General features: G+C 67.5%; 18 protein-coding genes, 1 pseudogene and 2 riboswitches. Of the genes and pseudogenes, 17 read left to right on the top strand and 2 right to left on the bottom strand.

All coding sequences use genetic code 11. The features are described from left to right. The first annotated feature begins 62 nt into the window (after positions 1-62). Genes ABIA45_RS13695 through cobJ form a run of 7 tightly spaced genes read left to right on the top strand, consistent with a single transcriptional unit; the run spans position 63 to position 7970 of the window. On the top strand, positions 63-437 hold the full coding sequence (locus ABIA45_RS13695; protein WP_275501001.1) for a DUF1636 domain-containing protein: 375 nt from the start codon (positions 63-65) through the stop codon (positions 435-437). Then, positions 434-1468, top strand: a complete 1035-nt coding sequence (cobW, locus tag ABIA45_RS13690) for a cobalamin biosynthesis protein CobW (protein ID WP_404652404.1) — start codon at positions 434-436, stop codon at positions 1466-1468. The genes ABIA45_RS13695 and cobW overlap by 4 nt, the downstream gene beginning before the upstream one ends. Further along, positions 1468-4716, top strand: a complete 3249-nt coding sequence (gene cobN / locus ABIA45_RS13685) for a cobaltochelatase subunit CobN (RefSeq protein WP_404652403.1) — start codon at positions 1468-1470, stop codon at positions 4714-4716. Before cobW ends, cobN begins: the two co-directional genes overlap by 1 nt. Next, on the top strand, positions 4713-5876 hold the full coding sequence (cobG, locus tag ABIA45_RS13680) for a precorrin-3B synthase (RefSeq protein ID WP_271541203.1): 1164 nt from the start codon (positions 4713-4715) through the stop codon (positions 5874-5876). The genes cobN and cobG overlap by 4 nt, the downstream gene beginning before the upstream one ends. Further along, positions 5876-6505, top strand: coding sequence for a precorrin-8X methylmutase (locus ABIA45_RS13675; protein WP_271541201.1), 630 nt, complete (start codon positions 5876-5878; stop codon positions 6503-6505). The genes cobG and ABIA45_RS13675 overlap by 1 nt, the downstream gene beginning before the upstream one ends. A 2-nt stretch (positions 6506-6507) precedes the next feature. Continuing rightward, a complete protein-coding gene (locus ABIA45_RS13670; protein WP_271541199.1) occupies positions 6508-7239 on the top strand; it encodes a precorrin-2 C(20)-methyltransferase in 732 nt (243 codons plus the stop codon). Further along, positions 7236-7970, top strand: coding sequence for a precorrin-3B C(17)-methyltransferase (gene cobJ / locus ABIA45_RS13665; protein ID WP_271541197.1), 735 nt, complete (start codon positions 7236-7238; stop codon positions 7968-7970). The genes ABIA45_RS13670 and cobJ overlap by 4 nt, the downstream gene beginning before the upstream one ends. Here the strand turns inward: cobJ and ABIA45_RS13660 are convergent. Beyond that, positions 7946-8692: a cobalt-precorrin-6A reductase gene (locus tag ABIA45_RS13660; protein WP_271541195.1), complete on the bottom strand. Its 747-nt coding sequence runs from the start codon at positions 8690-8692 to the stop codon at positions 7946-7948. The genes cobJ and ABIA45_RS13660 overlap by 25 nt on opposite strands. Here ABIA45_RS13660 and cbiE point away from each other — a divergent pair. The 8 genes and pseudogenes from cbiE (at position 8691) to cobT (ending at position 15889) form a co-directional block, all read left to right on the top strand. Next, the gene (cbiE, locus tag ABIA45_RS13655; protein WP_271541193.1) at positions 8691-9872 is read left to right on the top strand and encodes a precorrin-6y C5,15-methyltransferase (decarboxylating) subunit CbiE; all 1182 of its coding nucleotides are present in this window, start codon (positions 8691-8693) and stop codon (positions 9870-9872) included. The genes ABIA45_RS13660 and cbiE overlap by 2 nt on opposite strands. Next, on the top strand, positions 9869-10237 hold the full coding sequence (locus ABIA45_RS13650) for a cobalamin biosynthesis protein (RefSeq protein ID WP_157282585.1): 369 nt from the start codon (positions 9869-9871) through the stop codon (positions 10235-10237). Before cbiE ends, ABIA45_RS13650 begins: the two co-directional genes overlap by 4 nt. Then, a pseudogene (gene cobM, locus ABIA45_RS13645) lies at positions 10234-11017 on the top strand (precorrin-4 C(11)-methyltransferase). Before ABIA45_RS13650 ends, cobM begins: the two are co-directional and overlap by 4 nt. Further along, the gene (locus ABIA45_RS13640) at positions 11017-12327 is read left to right on the top strand and encodes a cobyrinate a,c-diamide synthase (protein WP_404652400.1); all 1311 of its coding nucleotides are present in this window, start codon (positions 11017-11019) and stop codon (positions 12325-12327) included. The pseudogene cobM and the gene ABIA45_RS13640 overlap by 1 nt, the downstream one beginning before the upstream one ends. Beyond that, positions 12324-13055: a uroporphyrinogen-III C-methyltransferase gene (cobA, locus tag ABIA45_RS13635; protein ID WP_404652398.1), complete on the top strand. Its 732-nt coding sequence runs from the start codon at positions 12324-12326 to the stop codon at positions 13053-13055. Before ABIA45_RS13640 ends, cobA begins: the two co-directional genes overlap by 4 nt. Before the next feature lie 45 nt (positions 13056-13100). After that, positions 13101-13321: riboswitch (cobalamin riboswitch) on the top strand. Between the two features lie 36 nt (positions 13322-13357). Next, positions 13358-14035: an energy-coupling factor ABC transporter permease gene (locus tag ABIA45_RS13630; protein ID WP_404542144.1), complete on the top strand. Its 678-nt coding sequence runs from the start codon at positions 13358-13360 to the stop codon at positions 14033-14035. Between the two features lie 46 nt (positions 14036-14081). Next, complete coding sequence (gene cobF / locus ABIA45_RS13625; RefSeq protein ID WP_275509282.1) at positions 14082-14831, top strand: precorrin-6A synthase (deacetylating); 750 nt, start codon at positions 14082-14084, stop codon at positions 14829-14831. Positions 14832-14836: 5 nt separating this feature from the next. Then, on the top strand, positions 14837-15889 hold the full coding sequence (gene cobT / locus ABIA45_RS13620; protein WP_404652396.1) for a nicotinate-nucleotide--dimethylbenzimidazole phosphoribosyltransferase: 1053 nt from the start codon (positions 14837-14839) through the stop codon (positions 15887-15889). Here the strand turns inward: cobT and ABIA45_RS13615 are convergent. Further along, positions 15882-16454 (bottom strand): histidine phosphatase family protein, encoded by a 573-nt coding sequence (locus ABIA45_RS13615; protein WP_404652394.1) that lies wholly within the window; start codon positions 16452-16454, stop codon positions 15882-15884. The genes cobT and ABIA45_RS13615 overlap by 8 nt on opposite strands. Before the next feature lie 72 nt (positions 16455-16526). Continuing rightward, positions 16527-16730, top strand: a riboswitch (cobalamin riboswitch). A 114-nt stretch (positions 16731-16844) separates the two neighbouring features. Between ABIA45_RS13615 and ABIA45_RS13610 the strand changes: the two genes are divergently transcribed. Then, complete coding sequence (locus tag ABIA45_RS13610) at positions 16845-19202, top strand: TonB-dependent receptor (RefSeq protein ID WP_404652392.1); 2358 nt, start codon at positions 16845-16847, stop codon at positions 19200-19202. A gap of 12 nt (positions 19203-19214) precedes the next feature. Further along, entirely contained in the window at positions 19215-20639 is a 1425-nt protein-coding gene (locus ABIA45_RS13605; protein ID WP_271541175.1) for a PepSY domain-containing protein, read from the top strand. Positions 20640-20974 lie beyond the last annotated feature (335 nt).

The raw sequence follows: 20974 nt of genomic DNA, 5'->3' as shown, positions 1-20974 counted from the left end.
CGGGCCTTTCTGGAGAATGGTCCGTGCGCCTCATCGCCTCCCGCTGTTATCTGGAAGAGGCGATGACCGTCACACTTCATGTCTGCATTACCTGCCGCGCCGGCCAGACGCTTGGAGAGGGCGAGACGACGCCCGGCAAGCGCCTGCATGGCGCGATTCTCGAGGCCGGCGTGCCCGAGGGCGTCAGCGTGGTTCCCGTCGAATGCCTGTCGGCCTGCAGCCAGGGCTGCTCGGTCGCGCTCAGCGCGCCCGGCCGCTGGTCCTATGTCTATGGCCGCCTGTCGGAGACGAATGCGCGCGACGTGGTCGCGGGCGCTGCGGCTTATGCCGCCGCGCCTGATGGGATCGTGCCATGGCGCAGCCGTCCCGAGATCTTCCGCAAGCAGTCGCTTGCCCGCATTCCCCCCATTGCCGTCGTGCCGGAGGCCGCCGAATGAACTCGCTCGCAAAAGTCCCCGTCACGGTGGTCACGGGTTTCCTGGGCTCCGGCAAGACGACGCTGATCCAGCATCTGCTCAGCAACGCCGGCGGCAAGAAGCTCGCGGTGCTCGTCAACGAGTTCGGCAGCGAAGGCGTCGACGGCGAGATCCTGAAGTCCTGCGCCGATGCGAACTGCCCGGAGGAGAACATCGTCGAGCTCGCCAATGGCTGCATCTGCTGCACCGTCGCCGACGATTTCATTCCGACCATGGAGCAATTGCTGGCGCGGCCGGTGCGGCCCGATCACATCCTGATCGAGACCTCGGGCCTGGCGCTGCCAAAGCCGCTGCTGAAGGCGTTCGACTGGCCGGAGATCCGCTCGCGCATCACGGTCGACGGCGTGATCGCGCTGGCCGACGCCGAGGCCGTCGCGGCCGGCCGCTTCGCGCCGGATCCGGCTGCGGTGGAAGCGCAGCGCGCGGCGGACGACAATCTCGATCACGAGACGCCGCTGTCGGAAGTGTTCGAGGACCAGATCGCCTGCGCCGACATCGTGCTGCTGACCAAGGCCGACCTTGCGGGCGCCGCAGGCATCGAAGCCGCAAAGGCGGCGATCACCGCCGAGATGCCGCGCCGCGTGCCGATGCTGCCGGTCACCGACGGCGCGATCGATGCGCGCGTCATCCTCGGCCTCGGCGCTGCGGCCGAGAATGATCTCGCCGCGCGGCCCTCGCATCACGACGGCGAGGAAGAGCATGAGCATGATGATTTCGCCTCCGTCGTGATCGACCTTCCGGAGGTGGCGGATATCGAGGAACTGGTTGCCTCCGTCCAGAAGCTGGCGCGCGAGCAGAACGTCCTGCGGGCCAAGGGCTACATCGCGGTCGCGGGCAAGCCGATGCGCCTGTTGCTGCAGGCGGTCGGCGAGCGGGTGCGCCATCAGTTCGACAAGCCATGGGGCGCGGGTCACAGGCAGTCCAAGCTCGTCGTGATCGGCGAGCATGGCGATATCGACGAGGCCGCCATCAAGGCAGGACTTGGTATCTGATGCACGTCGTCTTCCGCGAGAGCCGCGGTCTCGAGGAGACCGCGACGCCAAGAGACATCGGCCAGGACCCGGCCGATCTCGTGGTGCTCTCGTATTCGGATTCCGATTTGGCCGCGTTCGCGGCCGGCTGGCGGCGCGGTCGGGGCAGCCTGCCGTCGCTGCGGCTGGCCAATCTCGCGGAGCTGCGGCATCCGCTGTCGGTCGACACCTACATCGAGCGCACGCTGTCGCAGGCGCGCGGCATATTGGTGCGCCTGATCGGCGGGGAGTCCTATTGGGCGTACGGGCTTGCGGCGCTCCAGCAACTCGCGAAGGATCGCGGCATCGTGCTGGCGGTGCTGCCGGCCGACGGCCGCGACGACACGCGGCTGGACGGGTACTCGACCCTGCCGGTCTCGACGCTGCGTCGGCTCAAGGTGCTCTGCGACACCGGTGGCCCGGTCGCCGCGCAAGCGGCGATCGCGCAGCTCGCGCTGGCCTCAGGCCTCTATGCTGGCCCGGTCATCGGCGAGATGACCGTGCCCGAGATGGGATTCTACGATCCCGCGCGCGGCGTCATTGCCGCGCCGGCGGGCGGCGAGGGCAAGCCGCGCGCACTCGTGACGTTCTATCGCTCCTATCTCACCGCCGCCGATACGGGGCCGGTTGACGCCTTGATTGTCGCGCTGCGCGAGAAGGGATTTGACGCCTACGGCGCGTTCGTCACCTCGCTGAAGGCGCCGGGCGTTGCCGACTGGCTGCGCGCGCATCTGGCGCAACATCCTGCGGCGGCGATCGTCAATGCGACGGCGTTCTCGGCCCTTGGCGACGACGGCACGACGCCATTCGATGCCGCGTCCTGTCCGGTGTTCCAGGTCGCGCTCTCGACGGCGCGGCGCGAGGATTGGGCGGAATCACTGCGTGGCCTGTCGCCCGGCGATCTCGCGATGCATGTGGTGCTGCCGGAGGTCGACGGCCGCCTGTTCGCAGGCGTGGTGAGCTTCAAATCGGCCGGTCAGCGCGATCCGGATTTGCAGTTTGCGCATCTGGCGCACAGGCCGGATGAGGAATGCGTGAAGGCGGTCGCCGCGCGCGTTACGGCCTGGCATCGCCTTGCGCAGAAGCCCGCCGGCGAGAAGCGGCTGACCGTCGTGCTCTCGAACTATCCCGGTCGTCCGCACCAGATCGCGCATGCGGTTGGGCTCGACGCGCTGGCGTCAGTCGAAGCGTTACTGTCCGATCTGGCGGAGGCCGGCTTCGATGTCGCGCCGATCGATGCGCTCGGCGAGACGCTGCTAAGGCAGAGTTTGACCTGGAGTGTTGCCGATTATCGCGCGGGGCTGTCGCGCCTGCCGCAATCCTTGCAGGACGATCTCGCGCGCGCCTGGGGCGCGGTGGAAAACGACCCGAGCTGCCGCGATGGCGCGTTCCACTTCGCCGCGATTCAGTGCGGCCGGTCGGTCATCGCAGTCCAGCCCGAGCGCGGCGATGCGGCCTCGCGCGATGCCGATTATCACGATCTCACCCGCACGCCGCGCCATGCCTATGTCGCATTCTATCTCTGGCTCAGGCAGCAAGGCTGCGATGCTGTCGTGCATATGGGCGCGCACGGCACGCTGGAATGGCTGCCCGGAAAATCCGTGGCGCTGTCCTCGAGCTGCTGGCCGGAAGCGCTGATCGGCGATCTTCCCGTCATCTATCCCTTCATCGTCAACGATCCCGGCGAGGCCGCGCAGGCCAAGCGGCGCATCGGCGCGGTCACCATCGGCCATTTGCCACCGCCGCTTGAGACATCAGCGGTGCCGGAAGGTCTACGTCGGCTGGAACGGTTGCTCGATGAGTATTCGACCGCTGACGGCCTCGATCCCGCCCGTCGCCAACGCCTGATCGCGGCGATCCGTGACGAGGCGCGGGCAGCGGGTCTCGAAGACGATCTCGGCCTCGATGCCTCGGCCGCACCGGCCGAAGCGATCCCGCGGATCGACCGCTTCGTGTGCGATCTCAAGGAGAGCCAGTTCGGCGACGGCCTGCACGTGTTCGGCCGCGGCGCTTGTGCCGATGCGGAACGCGATGCATTGCGTTCCGCGCTCGCTGGCAAACGCGTCGCGCCGGGGCCGTCGGGCTCCCCGTATCGCGGGCGTCAGGACGTGCTGCCGACAGGGCGCAATCTCTTCGCCGTCGACCCGCGCGCGGTGCCGACGCCATCGGCGCATGCCCAAGGCATCAAGCTCGCCGAAGAGCTGCTGCGGCGCCATCTGCAGGATCATGGCGACTGGCCGAGGGGTCTCGTCGTCGATCTCTGGGGGTCGGCGACCATGCGCACCGCAGGCGAAGAGTTTGCGATGGCACTGCATCTGGCCGGCCTTGCGCCGCGCTGGGATCATGCGTCCGGCCGCGTCACCGGTTATGACATCATCGCGCCGGCCGAGCTCGGCCGCCCGCGCATCGACGTCACGCTGCGCGTATCCGGCCTGTTCCGCGACGTCTTCGCAGGTCTGGCGCAATTGTTCGAAGCCGCCGCCGAGGCGCTCGCCGCGCGCGAGGACGAGGGCGATGAGAACCCCTATCGGCATCGTGCGCGCCGCGTGTTCGCGCCGCGGCCCGGACAATACGGCGTCGGCCTGTCGGCGATCCCGGATGCCTTCACGCCGGAGACGCGCGAGGCCGCTGGCGAAGCGTGGCTGTCGGCATCGTCCTGGGCGTTCTCTGCAGATGGCGCGATGCAGCGGGATCGCGCAGGTATCGAACAGCGTCTCGCGTCCGCCGATGCTTTTGTCCACGTCCAGGACTTGCCCGAAACCGATCTGCTGCTCGCCGCCGACTATGCCGCGCATGAGGCAGGCATCGCCGCAGCAGCCGCGCACCTCGGGGCAGGCGCGCCGTCGCTCTATCATCTCGATGCGACACGGCCGGGCGAACCGCATGCGCGCACGCTGACGGAAGAGATATCGCGCGTCGTTCGCGCACGCGCGGCCAATCCGGACTGGATCGCCGGCATGATGCGCCACGGTTTCCGCGGCGCCGCCGAGATCACCGCGACGCTGGAGCACATGGCCGCCTTCGCACATCTCGCCGGCGCCGTGCCGCCGCATCTGTTCGACCTCTATTACGACGCGACACTCGGCAACGACGACGTCCGCGCCTTCATGGCGCGCGAAAATCCGTCCGCACTCGCCGCAATGGAAACCTGCTTCACGCGCCTGCACGAAGCCTCGCTCTGGCGAACCCGCCGCAATTCGATTGCAGCGGCGCTGCGGGAGGCGTCATGAGCACGGCCACGGTTAAGGGATGGTGTCCCGGCGCACTGCGCCCGATGCGATCGGGCGACGGGCTCGTGGTGCGCGTGCGTCCGTTCGGCGGGCGCCTTGAAGCGCCGCAAATCTCCGGGCTTGCGGAACTCGCCGAGCGCTTCGGCAATGGTCTGATCGACGTCACGAGCCGGGCTAACTTGCAGATCAGGGGCGTTCAGGAGGACGGCCATCGGCCGTTGCTCGACGGCCTTGCGCGATTGGCACTGCTCGATCCCGACGCCGACATCGAAGCCAGGCGCAACATCCTGGTGACGCCGTTCTGGAGCAACGGCGACGAAACGCAGTCGCTCACGGCGGAGCTCGAAGAGGCGCTCGCCGATTCCGGCCTTGCCCTTCCCACCAAGTTCGGCTTCGCCATCGATGACGGGCGGTCGCGCGTTCTCGCCGGCGATTCCGCCGACATCCGCATCGAGCGCGACCGCTCGGGCGGTCTCCTGGTGCGGGCGGACGGCGCCAAGCTCGGCCGCTCCGTCGATCGCGGCCAGGCTGTGAGCGCGGCGCTGGCGCTCGCAAGCTGGTTCCTCATCTCCGGCGGTGCGAAAGGCGGGCGTGGGCGCATGGCAGCTCACATCGCATCCGGCGCCGTGTTGCCTCAATCCTTGCGCGGCGAGACCGAGCCTGCGCCGGTGATGGCCGCGGTGCGGCCCGGGCACTATCCGCAAGGCGCAATGGTCGGGGTGGCGTTCGGGCAGATGCTGCACGCGACGCTGCATCAATTCTCTGCTTGCGGCCATGCGCTGCGCATGACGCCCTGGCGGATGGTGCTGAGCGAGGGCAAGCGCGAGATGCCGAGCGGGGCGGGGCTCATCACGAGGCCCCATGATCCGGCGCTGCGCGTCATCGCCTGCAGCGGCGCGCCGCGCTGCCGCGAGGCCCATGCCGATACGCGCGCGCTAGCCGCGGCGCTGGCGCCGCGCATCGCCGCCGACGCGCGGCTCCACGTCTCCGGCTGCGGCAAGGGCTGCGCCCATTCCGGCGCGGCTGCGGTCACGCTGATTGCAACGCGCGCCGGGTTCGATCTCGTCCGCGACGGCTCAACCCGCGACGCGCCGGCCCTGCGTGGGCTGAACGGCGCCGACATCGTCAGCGATCCCTCCATCCTGGTCGGAGGGAACTGATGCCGCACACCTACGAGACCGACGGCGCTGTGATCTACCGGCAATCCTTTGCCACCATCCGGGCCGAGGCCGATCTCGCGCGCTTCACGCCGGACGAGGAGCCGGTGGTGGTGCGGATGATCCATGCCGCCGGCATGGTCGGCCTCGAGGCGCATATCCGCTTCACGCCTGGTATGGCGAAAGCCGCGCGGGCGGCCTTGCAGAAGGGCGCGCCGATCCTGTGCGACGCGCGCATGGTCTCCGAAGGCATTACGCGCGCAAGACTTCCCGCCGCCAATGCCGTGATCTGCACGCTCGGCGATCCCGCCGTGCCCGCGTTGGCGCAGTCCATGCGCAACACGCGCTCGGCCGCTGCGCTGGAGCTGTGGCGGCCGCATCTTGATGGCGCGATCGTCGCGATCGGCAATGCACCGACCGCGCTGTTTCATCTGCTCAACATGCTGGAGGATCGCGACTGTCCGCGGCCGGCTGCGATCATCGGCTGTCCCGTCGGCTTCGTCGGCGCGGCCGAATCCAAGGCCGCGCTGATGGCCGATCCGCCGGCACCGGCGCTCACCGTTGAAGGCCGCCTCGGCGGCTCCGCCATCACGGTTGCTGCCGTGAACGCGCTGGCAAGCCGGAGCGAATAGAAATGGGACGCATCATCTGCTGCGGTCTCGGCCCCGGCGATCCTGATCTGATGAGCGTGCGTGCCGATCGTACGGTGCGGGGCGCTAGCCACGTCGCCTATTTTCGCAAGAAGGGCAGGCCCGGCCAGGCGCGCCGCATCGTCGAGGGCATGCTGGCTGCGGGCGTTACCGAATATCCAATGGAATATCCGGTTACGACCGAGATTGCTTTCGACAGCCCCGAATACGTGCAACTGCTCGCAGATTTCTATGACGAATGGGCCGAGCGCCTGGCGCGGCTTTCGCGCGTCGTCGACGTCGTCGTGCTCTGCGAGGGCGATCCCTATTTCTACGGCTCCTTCATGCATCTGCACACGCGCCTGCAAGGCCGCGTCGAGATCGAGGTGATCGCCGGCATTCCCGGCATGGTCGGCTGCTGGAACGGCGTCGGGCAGCCGATCGCGCTCGGCGACGACGTGACGACGGTGCTGATGGGGACGCTCCCCGAGGCCGAGCTCGAACGCCGCATGCGCGATTCCGATGCGCTGGTCGTCATGAAGACCGGCCGCAATCTGGCAAAGGTGCGCCGCGCGCTTCGCTGCGCCGGGCGGCTCGACGATGCCTGGCTGGTCGAGCGCGGCACCATGCCGGGCGAGCGCGTGGTGCGGCTCGCCGAGATCGACGCGGCCGACTGCCCCTACTTCGCGATCGTGCTCGTGCACGGCAAGGGCCGGCATCTGGACGCCGCCGAATGACGGGCACCCTGACCATCGCGGGCCTCGGGCCGGGCAGCGACGCGCTGGTGACGCCGGAGGTCACGGCGGCGCTTGCGACGGCGACCGATATTCTGGGCTATGCGCCTTATGTCGCACGCGTGCCGCCGCGGCCTGGGCTCACCCTGCATCCCTCCGACAATCGCGAAGAGCTGCAACGTGCGAGCGAGGCCCTGCGGCTTGCCGCCGACGGCGGCCAGGTCGTCGTCATCTCTTCCGGCGATCCCGGCGTGTTCGCGATGGCGTCCGCCGTGTTCGAGGCCCTCGAACAGGCGCCGCAATGGCGGGAGCTGCCGATCCGCGTGCTGCCCGGCGTCACCGCGATGCTGGCGGCCGCCGCGCGTGCCGGCGCGCCGCTCGGACATGATTTCTGCGCGATCAACCTCTCCGACAATCTCAAGCCGTGGACCGTGATCGAGAAACGCCTGCGCCTCGCGGCGGAAGCCGATTTTGCCATCGCGATGTACAACCCGCGCTCGGCCAGCCGCCCGGAAGGATTCGGCCGTGCGCTGGCGCTGCTTCGCGAGGCCGGCTGCGGCGAGCGTCTCATGATCTTCGCGCGCGCGATCAGCGCGGCTGATGAAAAGATCGAGATCGTGACTCTGAGCCAGGCGACGCCCGAGATGGCCGACATGCGCACGCTTGTCATCCTCGGCAATTCGCAGACACGCCGCGTCGGCCGCTGGGTCTATGCGCCGAGGCGGGTAGAATGACCGAGCCATTGCATCACGTCAGTGACGCGCTCGACCCGCCGGCGCTCCGGCAGCTCTGGTCGCGAGATCATGATTACGGGAAGGCCGAGCCTGCGGGCCGCGTCGATCTTGGCGCGTGCGCCGTCGCCGCCGGAATTGCGGGCAACGATCCAGGAGATGCCGCGCGTGCGCAGCATCTCGAGCTCACTGTCGAAGGTGAAGGGGCCGCGCGACACGATCACATCGGCCGCGAAGGGCAGCGGCGCCTCGGGCGGATCGACGAAGCGCAGCGTGTAGGCGTGCTGCGGCTTCGTCGCGAACGGCGCGATGTGCTGGCGGCCGATGGCGAGGAACACGTTTGCCGGAGCGTCCGGCAGTGCGGCGACCGCAGCGTTGACATCCACCACCTCCAGCCAGGTGTCGGCGGCCGCCTTGATCCAGGGCGCGCGTTCCAGCGCAAGCAACGGCGTGCCCGTCTGCGCGCACGCCTCGACGGCGTTGCGGCTCATTTCCGCGGCGAAGGGATGTGTCGCATCGATCACATGAGTTATGCCTTCGCGGCGGATGTAGTCGGTCAGCCCGCTCACGCCGCCAAACCCGCCGATGCGGGTCGGCAGCGGCTGATCGGCCGGCGCGCGGGTGCGGCCGCCATAGGAATAGACGGCGTCGATGCCGGCGCGCGCGATCTCCGCGGCGAGCAGGCTCGCATCGGCCGTTCCGCCCAGAATGAGGGCGCGAATCATGTCTGATCCCTGGCTGACCATCATCGGTATCGGCGAAGATGGCCTTGCTGGGCTGTCGGAGGCAAGCCGAAAGGCGCTTGCCAGGGCCGAAACCGTGTTCGGCGGCGAGCGTCATCTTGCGCTTGCCGAAATTGGCAGCCGCGGCCGTCCGTGGCCGGTGCCGTTCGATGCGAATGTCGTGCTGAGCTGCCGCGGTCGGCCGACGGTGGTGCTCGCCTCCGGCGATCCGTTCTGGCATGGCGCCGGCGCAAGCCTCGCCGAGAAGCTCGGCAGCGACGAGTGGATCGCGCATCCGTCACCGTCGACGTTCTCGCTTGCGGCCGCGCGGCTGGGCTGGCGACTGGAGTCGACCATTTGCCTCGGCCTGCACGCTGTATCATTCGAACGTCTCGCTCCGCACCTGGTGCGCGCCGCGCGCATCATTTGCCTCGTGCGCGATGGCAAAGCCGCCGGCGATCTTGCGAAATGGCTGACGGAACGCGGCTGGGGCGCTTCCGCATTTTGGACTCTCGCCGCGCTCGGCGGGCCGCGCGAAGCTGTCCAGCAGTATTGCGCAATGGACTTTGCTGATGATCGCGCTGCCAATCTGGTTGCGGTAGCGGTGGAGGCGAGGGGCGCACAGGGCATTCCGCGCAGCTCGGGCCTGCCAGACGACCTCTTCGTCCATGACGGCCAGATCACCAAGCGGCCGGTCCGCGCACTGGCGCTCTCCGCGCTGGCGCCGCGTCCGGGGGAGCGGCTGTGGGACATCGGCGCCGGATCGGGATCGATCTCTGTGGAGTGGGCGCTGTGCGGCGGGACGGCTACCGCAATCGAGGCGCGCGAGGATCGCGTCGCGAACATTCGCAAGAATGCGGCCGCCTTCGGTCTGACGCATCGGATCACAGTCGTCACGGGCAGGGCACCGGAAGCTCTTGCCGGGTTGGAAGCGCCGGATGCCGTCTTCATTGGCGGTGGTCTCGACGAAGTGTTATTTGATGCGATCTGGACGCGGCTCTCGCCGGGTACGCGGCTCGTGGCGCATGCTGTGACGCTGGAGACGGAAGCTCTGCTCGGCGAGCTGCATCAGCGTCACGGCGGCGAACTGATGCGGGCCGAAATTTCGCATGCCGTCCCGCTCGGCCGCTATCGGTCGTGGGAGGCGGCACGCCCCGTGGTGCAGTGGAGTGTGGTGCGATGAAGGTCGCCGGTTTAGGCTTCAAGCGCGACGTGACGCTGACTTCGCTGCGCGAAGCGCTGCTGGCTGCGGGCGGTGCGGAAGGGCTTGCGGCGATGGCAACTGTCAGCGACAAGGCCGACACCGAGGCGCTGAAGCAACTCGCTCGTGAATGCGGCGTGCCGATCAGGGCTGTTCCGGTCGCGACACTGGCCGGCATCGACACGCCCACGCAATCGAAGCTCGTCGCGGAGAAATTCGGCACCGGATCTGTGGCCGAGGCTGCAGCGCTCGTGGTCGCCGGTCCGCACGCGCGGTTGATTGCAACACGGGTCGTCTCGCAGGATCGCAGTGCGACCGCGGCGATCGCCGAAGGAGACGGCGTATGACGGTGCATTTCATCGGCGCCGGGCCGGGCGCGCCCGATCTGCTGACGTTGCGGGGCCGCGACCTGATCGCGGCCTGTCCAGTCTGTCTCTATGCCGGCTCGCTGGTGCTGGAGGGCGTGCTGGCGCATTGCCCGCCCGGCGCGCGCATCGTCAATACCGCGCCCATGTCGCTCGACGAGATCATCGCCGAGATCGCAGCCGCGCATGCGGCAGGCCTGGATGTCGCGCGGCTGCATTCCGGCGATCTCTCAATCTGGTCGGCGATGGGCGAGCAGCTCCGCCGTTTGCGGGCGCTGGGGATTCCCTACTCGGTGACACCCGGCGTTCCCTCGTTCTCGGCTGCCGCGGCCGCGCTCGAGGCTGAGCTGACGCTGCCCGGTCTTGCTCAGACGGTCGTGCTGACGCGCACGCCGGGCCGGGCCAGCGCGATGCCCGGGGGCGAGAAGCTCGCTGCGTTCGCTGCGACCGGCGCGGTGCTCGCGATCCACCCTGTCGATCCATCTGCTCGACCAGGTCGTCGCCGAGCTGACGCCGTATTACGGCGCGAATTGCCCGGTCGCGATCGTCTGGCGCGCGAGCTGGCCGGAGCAGCGCATCGTGCGCGCGACGCTGGCAACGCTCGATGCGGCCGTGGGTGGCGAGATGGAGCGCACCGCGTTGATCCTGGTCGGCAAGACGCTTGGCGCTGCCGATTTCGACGAGAGCCGCCTCTACGCCGCCGATTACGACCGCCGCTACCGGCCCGTCGGTGCCGAGCCGCGCTTTCCGGAGGCGTCGTGATGGCGGCGAGCCTCGTCATCTCCGCGCCGGCCTCCGGTGTCGGCAAGACCACGCTGACGCTGGCGCTGGCCCGCGCCTGGCGCAATCGCGGCCTGAACGTGCAGTGCTTCAAGAGTGGGCCCGACTATATCGATCCCGCCTTCCACGCCGCCGCCACGGGACGCGCCTCGGTCAACGTTGACAGCTGGGCGATGGATCGCAGCGCCGTCGCGCATCTCGTCAGCCGTGGCGGCAATGCAGATGTCGTGCTCGCCGAGGGATCGATGGGCCTGTTCGACGGTGTCGCTGCGCGCGGCGTCTCCGGCACCGGAGCGACAGCTGATATCGCGGAGATGCTGGGCTGGCCGGTGGTTTTGGTGATCGATCCCTCCGGCCAGGCGCAGACTGCGGCAGCGATCGCCGCCGGCCTTCGCGATTACCGCGCCGGCGTGCGCCTTGGCGGCGTCGTGCTCAATCGCGTCGCCAGCCCGCGCCATGAGGATCTGGTGCGGCGCGCGCTGAACGAGGCCGGCATCAAAGTGTTCGGCGCGCTGCCGCGCCATGCCGAGATCAGCCTGCCGAAGCGGCATCTCGGCCTCGTGCAGGCCGAGGAGCAGGCCGAGATCGGCAAGCTGATCGACGAAGCCGCGCGCTTTGTCGCCGAGCACGTCGATCTCGATGCGGTGCTCCACTCGGCAGGCAAATGGTCGCCGCAAGCTGTGGCGAACGGCTTGAACGTGAGGCCGCCCGGCCAGCGCATCGCGCTGGCGCGCGATGCGGCGTTCTCGTTCGTCTATCCGCATATGCTGGAAGCCTGGCGCGCGGCGGGCGCCGAGATCGTGCCGTTCTCGCCGCTGGCCGATGAAGTGCCCGACGCGAGCGCCGACGTGTGCTGGCTGCCCGGCGGCTATCCCGAGCTTCATGCAGGAAAGATCGCGGGCAATGCGCGCTTTCGCAGCGGACTGCGCGCTTTCGCCGAGACGCGGCCGGTGCATGGCGAATGCGGAGGCTATATGGTGCTGGGTGCAGGCCTGACCGACGCCGACGGTATCCGCCATGAGATGACAGGGCTGCTCGGCCTGGAGACCAGCTTTGCCAAGCGCCGCATGCATCTCGGCTATCGTCTTGCCGAACTGGCCGCGCCGATGCCGGGGCAACAACCTGGGGCGCGCCTGCGCGGCCACGAGTTCCACTATTCGACCATCCTCGCCCAGCCCGATACGCCGCTTGCGGTCGTGCACGACGCCACCGGCGCGGTCATTGCCGAAACCGGCTCGCGCCGTGGCCATGCCACCGGCACGTTCTTCCATCTGATTGCGGAGGACCGGTGAGCGGTTTTGTCTCTTTCGTTTCCGCCGGTCCCGGCGATCCCGAGCTCCTCACCGTGAAAGGCGCCAAGCGGCTGCGCGAGGCTGACGTCGTGCTTTATGACGATCTTGCCTCCGGCGCGATCCTCGATCTTGCGCGGCCAGGTGCCAATCTCGTCGCGGTGGGAAAGCGGGCCGGGCGTCCTTCGACCAAGCAGCACCACGTCAACCGTCTCCTGGTCGACTATGCCGCAACAGGCGCGCGCGTGGTGCGGCTTAAATCCGGCGATGCCGGCATTTTCGGCCGGCTCGAGGAGGAGATCGAGACGCTGCGCGAAGCCGGCATCGGCTACGAGATCGTTCCCGGCGTCACCTCCGCCTGTGTCGCCGCCGCCCAGGCCGGCATTCCCCTGACCCGCCGGCATACCTCCCGCCGGGTGCAGTTCATCACCGGCGCTGACGTCACGGGCGAGCTGCCGCCCAATCTGAATTGGGCGGCACTGGCCGACCCCGAGGCCACGACCGTGGTCTATATGGGCCGGCGCACCTTTCCGGCGCTTGCCGCAAAATTGATCGCGCACGGCCTCGCTCCGAGCACTCCGGCGCTGTTCGCCGAATCTCTGGGGCGTCCCGACGAACGGCTGGTCCGCACCACGATTGCCGAGCTCGCCGAGCAGCTTGGGCGCGGCGGCGCCGCTTCCACCGCCGCCGTCATCCTGTTTGGTGCGCTGGCGGGAGAATATCCGGCATGAGCGCTCCGGCAGCGGTTCGCCCCTTGACGCCCGCGATGCGAAAGGGGCACACAAGAGAGGCATGGTGCTCGACGCGGCGCAAAGCGCCGGAGCATAATCGGGAATGGGGATGGGCGGACCCAGTTGCGGCGCCCCAAACCCCAGCCGCCCCCGCGACTGTAAGCGGTGAGGGGGCTCCGAACCGCCACTGGACCGCAAGGTCCGGGAAGGCCGGAGAACCCAGTGAACCGCGAGCCAGGAGACCGGCCGTGCACGTATTGAGGCCAAGGCCGTCGGGTGTGACGGCAGGAAGGAATTGAGCCATGCATATCGAACCCGGGATCGTGACGGGCGCCAAGCTCGTGTTGAGTTACGCGACCGGCATCGCCGCAGGCGGCGTTGCCTTGAAGCTCGCGGTCGAGACCGTGCGCGAGCAGGGCGCCGGCTCGTTCGCCGCGCGGACACTGGCCACCACCGCTCTCGTCTTCGTCTTCTTCGAGATCCTGCCGCACTTTCCGGTTGGGGTATCAGAGGTGCACTTCATCCTTGGCTCGACCTTGTTCCTGCTCTTTGGTGCTGCGCCTGCCGCCTTCGGCCTCGCAATTGGCCTGCTGCTTCAGGGCATGCTGCTGGAGCCAGTCGATCTGCCGCAATACGGCATGAACGTCACCACGCTGCTGGTGCCGCTGTTCGCGATCCAGGCGATCGCCACGCGGATCATTGCCCGCAACACCGCCTATGTCGATTTGAAATACGGTCAGGCGCTGGCGCTTTCGACGACCTACCAGGCCGGCGTGATCGCATGGGTGGCGTTCTGGGCGCTCTATGGCTCCGGCTTTGCGATCAGCAACCTCGCCAGCATTGCGACGTTCGCTGCCGCTTATGCGCTGGTCATCGTGATCGAGCCGCTGGCCGATCTCGCCGTGCTGGCGCTGGCGAAGTCGCTGCGTGGCGTCACCGCGCCCGGCCTCGTCACGCCGCGCCTTCACAACGCGGCCTGAGAGACAAGCGAAAGGGCGGCCGCCGTGGCCGCCCGTCGCGCTCGCGATGCTCACGCTCTCCCTGATAGGCATCGGTTGCGGCGATCCCGAGCAGCTCACGCGCGCCGCGACCCGCGCCATCAACGCGGCCGATCTCATCCTGATCCCGCGCAAGGGGACTGCGAAATCCGATCTCGCCGATCTCAGGCGAACGATCTGCGCCGGTGTGCTCACCAACAAAACGACACGCATCGCCGAATTCGACCTTCCCGTGCGCGATGCGACCGAGTCGGACTACCGCAAGGGCGTAGACGATTGGCACGATGCGGTGGCCGCGACCTGGTCGCAGACGATCGCTGGGCATCTCGAAGATGAGGGCAAGGTCGCGCTGCTGATCTGGGGCGATCCTTCGCTCTATGATTCTTCGCTGCGCATTGCGCGGCGGTTGAATCCGTTGCCGACAATCGAAGTCGTGCCTGGGATCACCTCGATCCAGGCGCTGTGCGCGGCGCATGCGCTGCCGCTCAACGACATCGGCGAGCCGTTCCTGGTCACGACGGGGCGGCGCTTGCGCGAAGGCGGCTGGCCGCAGGGCGTCGATACCGTCGTCGTGATGCTCGATGGCGGCACGGCGTTCCAGTCGCTCGATCCGGCCGGACTTCACATCTGGTGGGGAGCCTATCTTGGCATGCCCGATCAGATCGTCATGTCCGGCGCGCTGGCTGAACTGGGCGCGCGCATTGCCGCCGTGCGGCAGGAGGCACGCGAGCGGCACGGCTGGATCATGGACAGCTACATCATCAAACGCAGGCGTTGAGCAGCATGCTTCCCGAATGGGTTACCCAGAACTGCCCCGAGGTCTCCGCTGTTCATCGCGAGGCGGCCATTGCGCGGCAGGCGCAGCTGACGAAGCCGACCGGCGCGCTCGGGCGGCTCGAGCAGCTCGCAATCGAGCTTGCGGGCCTGCAGGCGACCGGGCAGCCGCGCGCCGCGCGGGTGCCGATCATCATCTTCGCCGGCGACCACGGTATCGTCGCGCAGGGCGTGTCGGCCTATCCGCAAGCCGTCACCATCGCGATGATGGCGAATTTTGCCGCCGGTGGCGCCGCGATCTCGGTGCTGGCGCGCGAGCTGGGTTCGAGCCTCGAGGTCGTCGACGCCGGCACGCTGTCCCAGGAGCAGATGGCGGGAATCGTCACCGACAAGCCGCGCAGCGGCACCCGCGATTTCAGTGTCGAGGCCGCGCTCACGCCGGCGGAATTGGCCTTCGCCTTCGAGGCCGGCCAGCGCGCGGTGGTGCGCGCCGAGGCCGGCCGGCCTGATCTCTTGATCTTCGGCGAGATGGGGATCGGCAACACCACGACATCGGCGGCGATCGCGGCGAGCCTACTTGGTGTGAGCGCCGGGGAGATCGCGGGCAGCGGCACGGGCATCGATGCGGCCGGCCGCGCGCACAAGGCGCGGGTGATCGATGCGGCGATCGCGCGCCACGGCGTCGCCGGAGCCGCGGTCGAGAAGATCCTGTGCGCGGTCGGTGGCCTCGAGATCGCGGCGATCTCGGGCGCGATCATCGCGGCCGCGCAACGCCGCATTCCCGTGTTGATCGACGGCTTCATCGTCTCGGTGGCGGCGCTGGCGGCGGCGCGCCTCAACCCGTCCTGCCAGCCGTTCCTGTTGCCCTCGCATCAATCGGCGGAGCAGGGACATCGGCTGGTGTTGCGCACGCTGAACGTGCAGCCGCTGATCAGCCTCGATCTCAGGCTCGGCGAGGGATCGGGTGCGGCGATCGCGCTGCCGCTGGTGCGCTCGGCCTGCGCACTTCACAACGGCATGGCGACCTTCGCGCAGGCCAATGTGCCGGATCGGCCTAGCTAATGCGTTGATTGACCGAGACGACACGCCAGCCGCCCGCGAGCCGGTCGATCCGGGTCAGCGACAGTGGATCGATCACGAAGCGCAGTGCGGCTTCCGGTGTGAGATCGAGCGCGATGCAGAGCGTGGCACGAATGGTGCCGGAATGAACGACCAGCGCCGCGGAGCCTGCGCCAATCTGCGCCAGGCCGAGGCGGACGCGGGCGACCTGATCCGCAAAGCTTTCGCCGTTCGGCGGCCGTCCGTGCGCGGGATCGCGCCAGACCTGCGCGTAGGCCTCGCCGCCGGTCGCGGCGAGCTCGTCATGCCGATGGCCGGTCCAATCGCCGAAATCCTGCTCGCGAAATTCGCTGACCAGTTCCGGTTCGAGCCCCAGCGCGCGCGCCGTCTCGACCGTGCGCCGCGACGGGCTGGCATAGCCGGCGACATCCGCGGGCAAGAGGCGCCTGAGAGCCGTCAATGCGGCGTGATCGCCGAGGTCGGCCCGCGCATCGGCCGCATGGATCGTCCCGGGCACGCCCACGACGGCCGCATGCCTGATCAACCAGAGGAAGGTCTCGCCTTCCATGCTCATCTCCAGGGAAGTTGGCTGCTGTGGCCACAACGCCGCAACTGGCACATTGACTCTGTCTTGGCGGTAATCCTAGATGCTCGCGACGGTTTTCCCGAGAGGGAATGAAAAGGGAATGCGGTGCGGGGAAAATTGTCCCCAATGCCGCGGCTGCCCCCGCAACTGTAAGCGGTGAATCCTTCGTCACGAGCCACTGGGTCCTCGGTCCCGGGAAGGCGACGAAGCGGTCACGACCCGCGAGCCAGGAGACCTGCCGTCAGCCGTGGTCACACGCGAAGATGTCGGTCGGGGAGTACAGACATTCGGCTTCATCGGACGGCTGCAAGGCCAAAGGTGAGACCTCGTTCGCTGTGACGTGCCACTGACGTCATACCGAGGTTTTGACCTGTGTCTTCCATCCGTATCGCACGACCGCGCCGCGTCCTGCTGGTTTCCGCCGCGTTCACGTCCTTCGCCGCTCTTGGTCCGCCTGCCGCTCTGGCGCAGCAGGCCCGGGAGTCCCTGCCACCCATCGAGGTATCGCCCGCCCAGGCGCGCAAGCCGGCCAAACAGGCAGCAGGAGCGGCGCAGAGCGCGCGTCGCGCGGCAGCGCGCAGGCCGGCGGCTGTATCCGCCGCGCCAAAACCCGTCGTGCCGGATTCGACGGTGCAGACGCCCCTCAACACCAATGCCGTGGCCGAAAGCGCATCGCGGCTCGGCCTGACGGTGCGGCAGACGCCCGCGACCGTCGAAGTTGTCTCCGCCGAAACGATGCGCGAGCAGGGCTATCGCACCGTGTCCGAGGTGGCGCAGGGCGCCGTCGGCGTCACCTCGGGCGACAACCCGGCCGAACCTTCCGCCTTCTCCATGCGCGGCTTCACCAACAGCCAGATCAACACGCTCTACAACGGCATCAAGATCGGTCCGCAGAACATGACCTCGCGGATCGTGGACACCGCCAACCTTGAGGCCGCGGAATTCCTCAAGGGCCCGGCCTCGCTGATTTCGGGCGAGGGCGCGGCGGGCGGCGCGATCAACTTCGTCACCAAGCAGCCGCACACCGGAGCTGTCAGCAACGAGGCCGATTTCTCCTGGGACTCGCTGAATTCGTTCCGTGCCCATTACGGCTCCGGCGGCAGCACCAATGTGCAGGGGCTGGATTATCGCTTCGACATCAGCCGTTCCGCGCTCAACGGCTTTGCCGACGACACCAATGTCAAGACCTTCGGCACGTCCGGCCAGCTCAATTACCGCGCCTCGGATAGTCTCAGGTTCTGGGGCGCGGTCGAATATCGTGAAGACCGCTCGAAGGCCTATTGGGGCGCGCCGCTGGTGCCGGTCGCCTTCAGCGGTTCGCACGCGACGACGGGGATCGTCTCCGGCAATTACGTCTCGAATTACAACGGAACGAATCTCGGTGCCGTCACCATCGACGATCGCACCTTCAACACCAATTACAACGTTCTCGATAACCGCAACGTGGCGCAGGAAGTGTGGCTGCGTGGCGGATTCGAGCTGAAGCTCGCGCCTGACCTCACGCTGAAAAGTCAGGCCTATGGCTATGGCGCGGAACGAATCTGGTTCAATAACGAGATCGAGGCGTTCAATTCCACCACGAACCTGGTCGATCGCGAGCGTTTCTATGTCGCCCACAGCCAGCGGCTGGTCGGCAACATCACCGACCTGATCTGGGATACAAATATTGCGGGCTTCGATAACCGGCTGGTCACGACGCTGTCGTCGAGCTATCTCGATTTCGTCAGGCCCGGCGCGGCAAACTTTCCCGGCGATTCCGTTTCGCTGGTCGACCCCAACCGCGGTTTCTACGGCCTGCTCACGACGCAGCAGCAGACCGCACGCATCGACAACGAGGCGCTGTCATTCGAGGACAGGCTCAAGCTGACGCGCAGCTTCGCGCTGATCGGCGGCCTCCGCGTCGAGCATATCGGGCTCGACCGTAATTCGACCGACAAGAACGGGATCGTGAAGGCGGGCTTCCCGTTCACGAAAGACTGGGCGCCGGTGACGGGCCGCATCGGCTACACCTGGGAGGCCGTTCCCGGCCTGACCTTCTTCAGCCAGTACGCCACCGGCGCCGACGTCGCAGCCAACAACATCTTCCTGCTCTCGCCCACCCAGCCGCTCGATCTGACCACCGCGCGCACCTATGAGACCGGTGTCAAGCACCTGTTCTGGGACAACCGGGCGGAATGGTCGTTCTCGGCCTACGACATCGTGCGCAAGAACGTCTATGCGGCCGCCGGCGGCATGCAGCTGAATATCGCCGGGCGGCAGGAGTCGAAGGGCATCGAGCTTGCCGCCTCGATACGCCCGATCGAGCCGCTGCGGCTGTGGGGCAACATCGCCTATGTCGATGCGCGCTATGCCGACTACAATTTTGCCGGCGGCTCGTTCTCGGGCAACACGCCGCCAAACGTGCCGCGTATCGTCGCAAACGCCGGCGCGTCGTATCGCTTCTTCACACCGTGGCCGGTGGAGCTTGGCATCACCGGTCGTCATGTCGGCGACCGCTACAACACCGACGCCAACGTCGTGACGATGAAGGCCTACACCGTGGCCGACGTCTACGCCTTCGTCGACATCCCCAAGACGGCGTTCAATGCGGTCGACCAGGCCCGCCTGACCTTCCGTGTCCGCAACATCACTGATAAGCGCTATGCGATCTGGGGCGATCCGTTCTATCCGGACCAGATCCTCCTGGGCGCGCCGCGCACCTATGAAATATCGGCCGCGTTCAAATGGTGAGGCCCTGAGCGCATGATGGGCGCGATCGTCCTCACGCATCGCTGGCTCGGCATCGCGTTCTGTCTGTTGTTCGCGATGTGGTTCGCGAGCGGGATCGTCATGCACTTCGTCCCGTTTCCGTCGCTGACGGAAGCGGAGCGATTTGCCGGACTTGTGCCGGTCGATCGCGACGGGACGAGGATCTCGGTCGCGGACGCCGTTGCGGCGAGCGGGATTGCCGATGCGACACGTGTTCGGCTGATCCAGCGGAGCGATGGACCGGTCTACGTCGTCTCGGGCTCCGCAGGTTCGCGAGCGGTTCGCGCCTCCGATGGAGGAGACGCGTCGGTGACATCAGCCGATGTCGCGCTCACCATCGTGCAAGCTTATTCACGTCAGCGCGGGCTTGAGGCGGTGCGCGCTGCAATCGTCGCGCGGTCGGACTACGATCAGTGGAGCGTGCCGAACGGTTTTGATCGGCATCGCCCCTTGTTTCGCGCCGCTCTCGGCGATGCCCCTGGAACGGAGGTCTACGTTTCGTCGCTGACCGGCGAAATCGTCCTGGATACGACGCGCAGCGAGCGCGCGTGGAACTGGGCCGGCAGCGTGCTGCACTGGATCTATCCGACAATTCTGCGCAGCAGCTGGGCGCTGTGGGATCGCGTGGTCTGGACGCTGTCGCTGCTGGCCCTGATCGCAGCACTGCTTGGCGCGGTGCTCGGAATCGTGCGTGTGAAGATACGGGGACGCCAGCTCTCGTCGCCCTATCGGGACTGGCACGCCCTGCATCACATCATCGGTCTTGTCGTGACCGTGTTCGTGCTGACCTGGATCTTCAGCGGCTGGCTGTCGATGGATCACGGCCGGCTGTTCTCGCGCGGGCAATTGACGCCGGCGGAGGCCGCCGTGGTCGATGCCGCCCCGGATTGGCGAGACGCTTCATCGCTGCAGCCAATATCGCCGTCGGCGCTCGAGGTCGAATGGTTCGCGTTCGGCGCCAAGGTCTATCGGCGCGACCGGGTTGGTCTCGGCCGTCAGGCTTTGATCAAGGCAGGGGACGTGCCACGCGGACAGTCGGCATACCTGGATAGGCCGGAGATCGGCGACCTGACAGCGCGCCTTGGCGCCGGCTGTGCCGCACCGTTCCTGCTCGCCGGCAACGACGGCTATCCAGCGCAATCCGCACTTCCGGGGGTCCCCGTCTACCGCACAACGTGCGGCGATCTCTGGTTCGATGTCGATGCTGCCGATGGCAAGGTGCTGCAAAGGCTGGACCCGTCGCGCCGCGCCTATCGCTGGCTTTACAGTGCGTTGCACACGCTTGACTTCCCGATTCTGCTGGCTCATGCGCGGCTGCGTGACGCTCTCATCGTCGGGCTCTGTACGCTCGGGCTGATGTTCTCCATCACCGGCATCGTCATCGGTTGGCGGCGCTTGCGGGCATGGCTGGCAGCCTGAGCAGCTTGAAACGGCACGCCGGGTGCTACGCCCGGTTATCCACCAGCGGCCGGTGATGTTCTCGCTTACTGACCGTACAATAAAGAGAGGCTGAGCCGACCTCCGTGCATAGCTCCTGGTCAGTCCTCTCTCCCGCACCGCCGTTCGATCGCCTGCAAATTAGACAAGCGACCTCGCGCGATCCGATTGCAGTGCAACGGGCGCTTCTATTTGCCTCGAAGAATCCAGGGGTGGGCTGCACATTTCTGCTTCGTGTGCTTCTGCTCTCTGCGCGAGCAGCGCTGCACTAAAACGTGCAGTCGATGGTGCGCCGCGCAATGCCGGTGGCTGTGCTG

The organism is Bradyrhizobium sp. USDA 336 (genome assembly GCF_044908355.1).
Taxonomy (GTDB): Bacteria; Pseudomonadota; Alphaproteobacteria; order Rhizobiales; family Xanthobacteraceae; genus Bradyrhizobium; species Bradyrhizobium yuanmingense.
The sequence above is the reverse complement of the archived record's forward strand: the minus strand, read 5'-3'. Positions and strand labels throughout refer to the sequence as shown.

What these genes read in the sequence shown, in the direction of transcription:
- ABIA45_RS13640 (WP_404652400.1), top strand. Translation starts at nt 11,017, where the DNA reads ATGGCGGCGAGCCTCGTCATCTCCGCGCCGGCCTCCGGTGTCGGCAAG.
- ABIA45_RS13630 (WP_404542144.1), top strand. Translation starts at nt 13,358, where the DNA reads ATGCATATCGAACCCGGGATCGTGACGGGCGCCAAGCTCGTGTTGAGT.
- ABIA45_RS13660 (WP_271541195.1), bottom strand. Translation starts at nt 8,692, where the DNA reads ATGATTCGCGCCCTCATTCTGGGCGGAACGGCCGATGCGAGCCTGCTC.
- cobW (WP_404652404.1), top strand. Translation starts at nt 434, where the DNA reads ATGAACTCGCTCGCAAAAGTCCCCGTCACGGTGGTCACGGGTTTCCTG.
- ABIA45_RS13695 (WP_275501001.1), top strand. Translation starts at nt 63, where the DNA reads ATGACCGTCACACTTCATGTCTGCATTACCTGCCGCGCCGGCCAGACG.
- cobT (WP_404652396.1), top strand. Translation starts at nt 14,837, where the DNA reads ATGCTTCCCGAATGGGTTACCCAGAACTGCCCCGAGGTCTCCGCTGTT.
- cobJ (WP_271541197.1), top strand. Translation starts at nt 7,236, where the DNA reads ATGACGGGCACCCTGACCATCGCGGGCCTCGGGCCGGGCAGCGACGCG.
- ABIA45_RS13605 (WP_271541175.1), top strand. Translation starts at nt 19,215, where the DNA reads ATGATGGGCGCGATCGTCCTCACGCATCGCTGGCTCGGCATCGCGTTC.
- ABIA45_RS13675 (WP_271541201.1), top strand. Translation starts at nt 5,876, where the DNA reads ATGCCGCACACCTACGAGACCGACGGCGCTGTGATCTACCGGCAATCC.
- ABIA45_RS13670 (WP_271541199.1), top strand. Translation starts at nt 6,508, where the DNA reads ATGGGACGCATCATCTGCTGCGGTCTCGGCCCCGGCGATCCTGATCTG.
- cobF (WP_275509282.1), top strand. Translation starts at nt 14,082, where the DNA reads ATGCTCACGCTCTCCCTGATAGGCATCGGTTGCGGCGATCCCGAGCAG.
- ABIA45_RS13615 (WP_404652394.1), bottom strand. Translation starts at nt 16,454, where the DNA reads ATGGAAGGCGAGACCTTCCTCTGGTTGATCAGGCATGCGGCCGTCGTG.
- cobG (WP_271541203.1), top strand. Translation starts at nt 4,713, where the DNA reads ATGAGCACGGCCACGGTTAAGGGATGGTGTCCCGGCGCACTGCGCCCG.
- cbiE (WP_271541193.1), top strand. Translation starts at nt 8,691, where the DNA reads ATGTCTGATCCCTGGCTGACCATCATCGGTATCGGCGAAGATGGCCTT.
- ABIA45_RS13650 (WP_157282585.1), top strand. Translation starts at nt 9,869, where the DNA reads ATGAAGGTCGCCGGTTTAGGCTTCAAGCGCGACGTGACGCTGACTTCG.
- cobN (WP_404652403.1), top strand. Translation starts at nt 1,468, where the DNA reads ATGCACGTCGTCTTCCGCGAGAGCCGCGGTCTCGAGGAGACCGCGACG.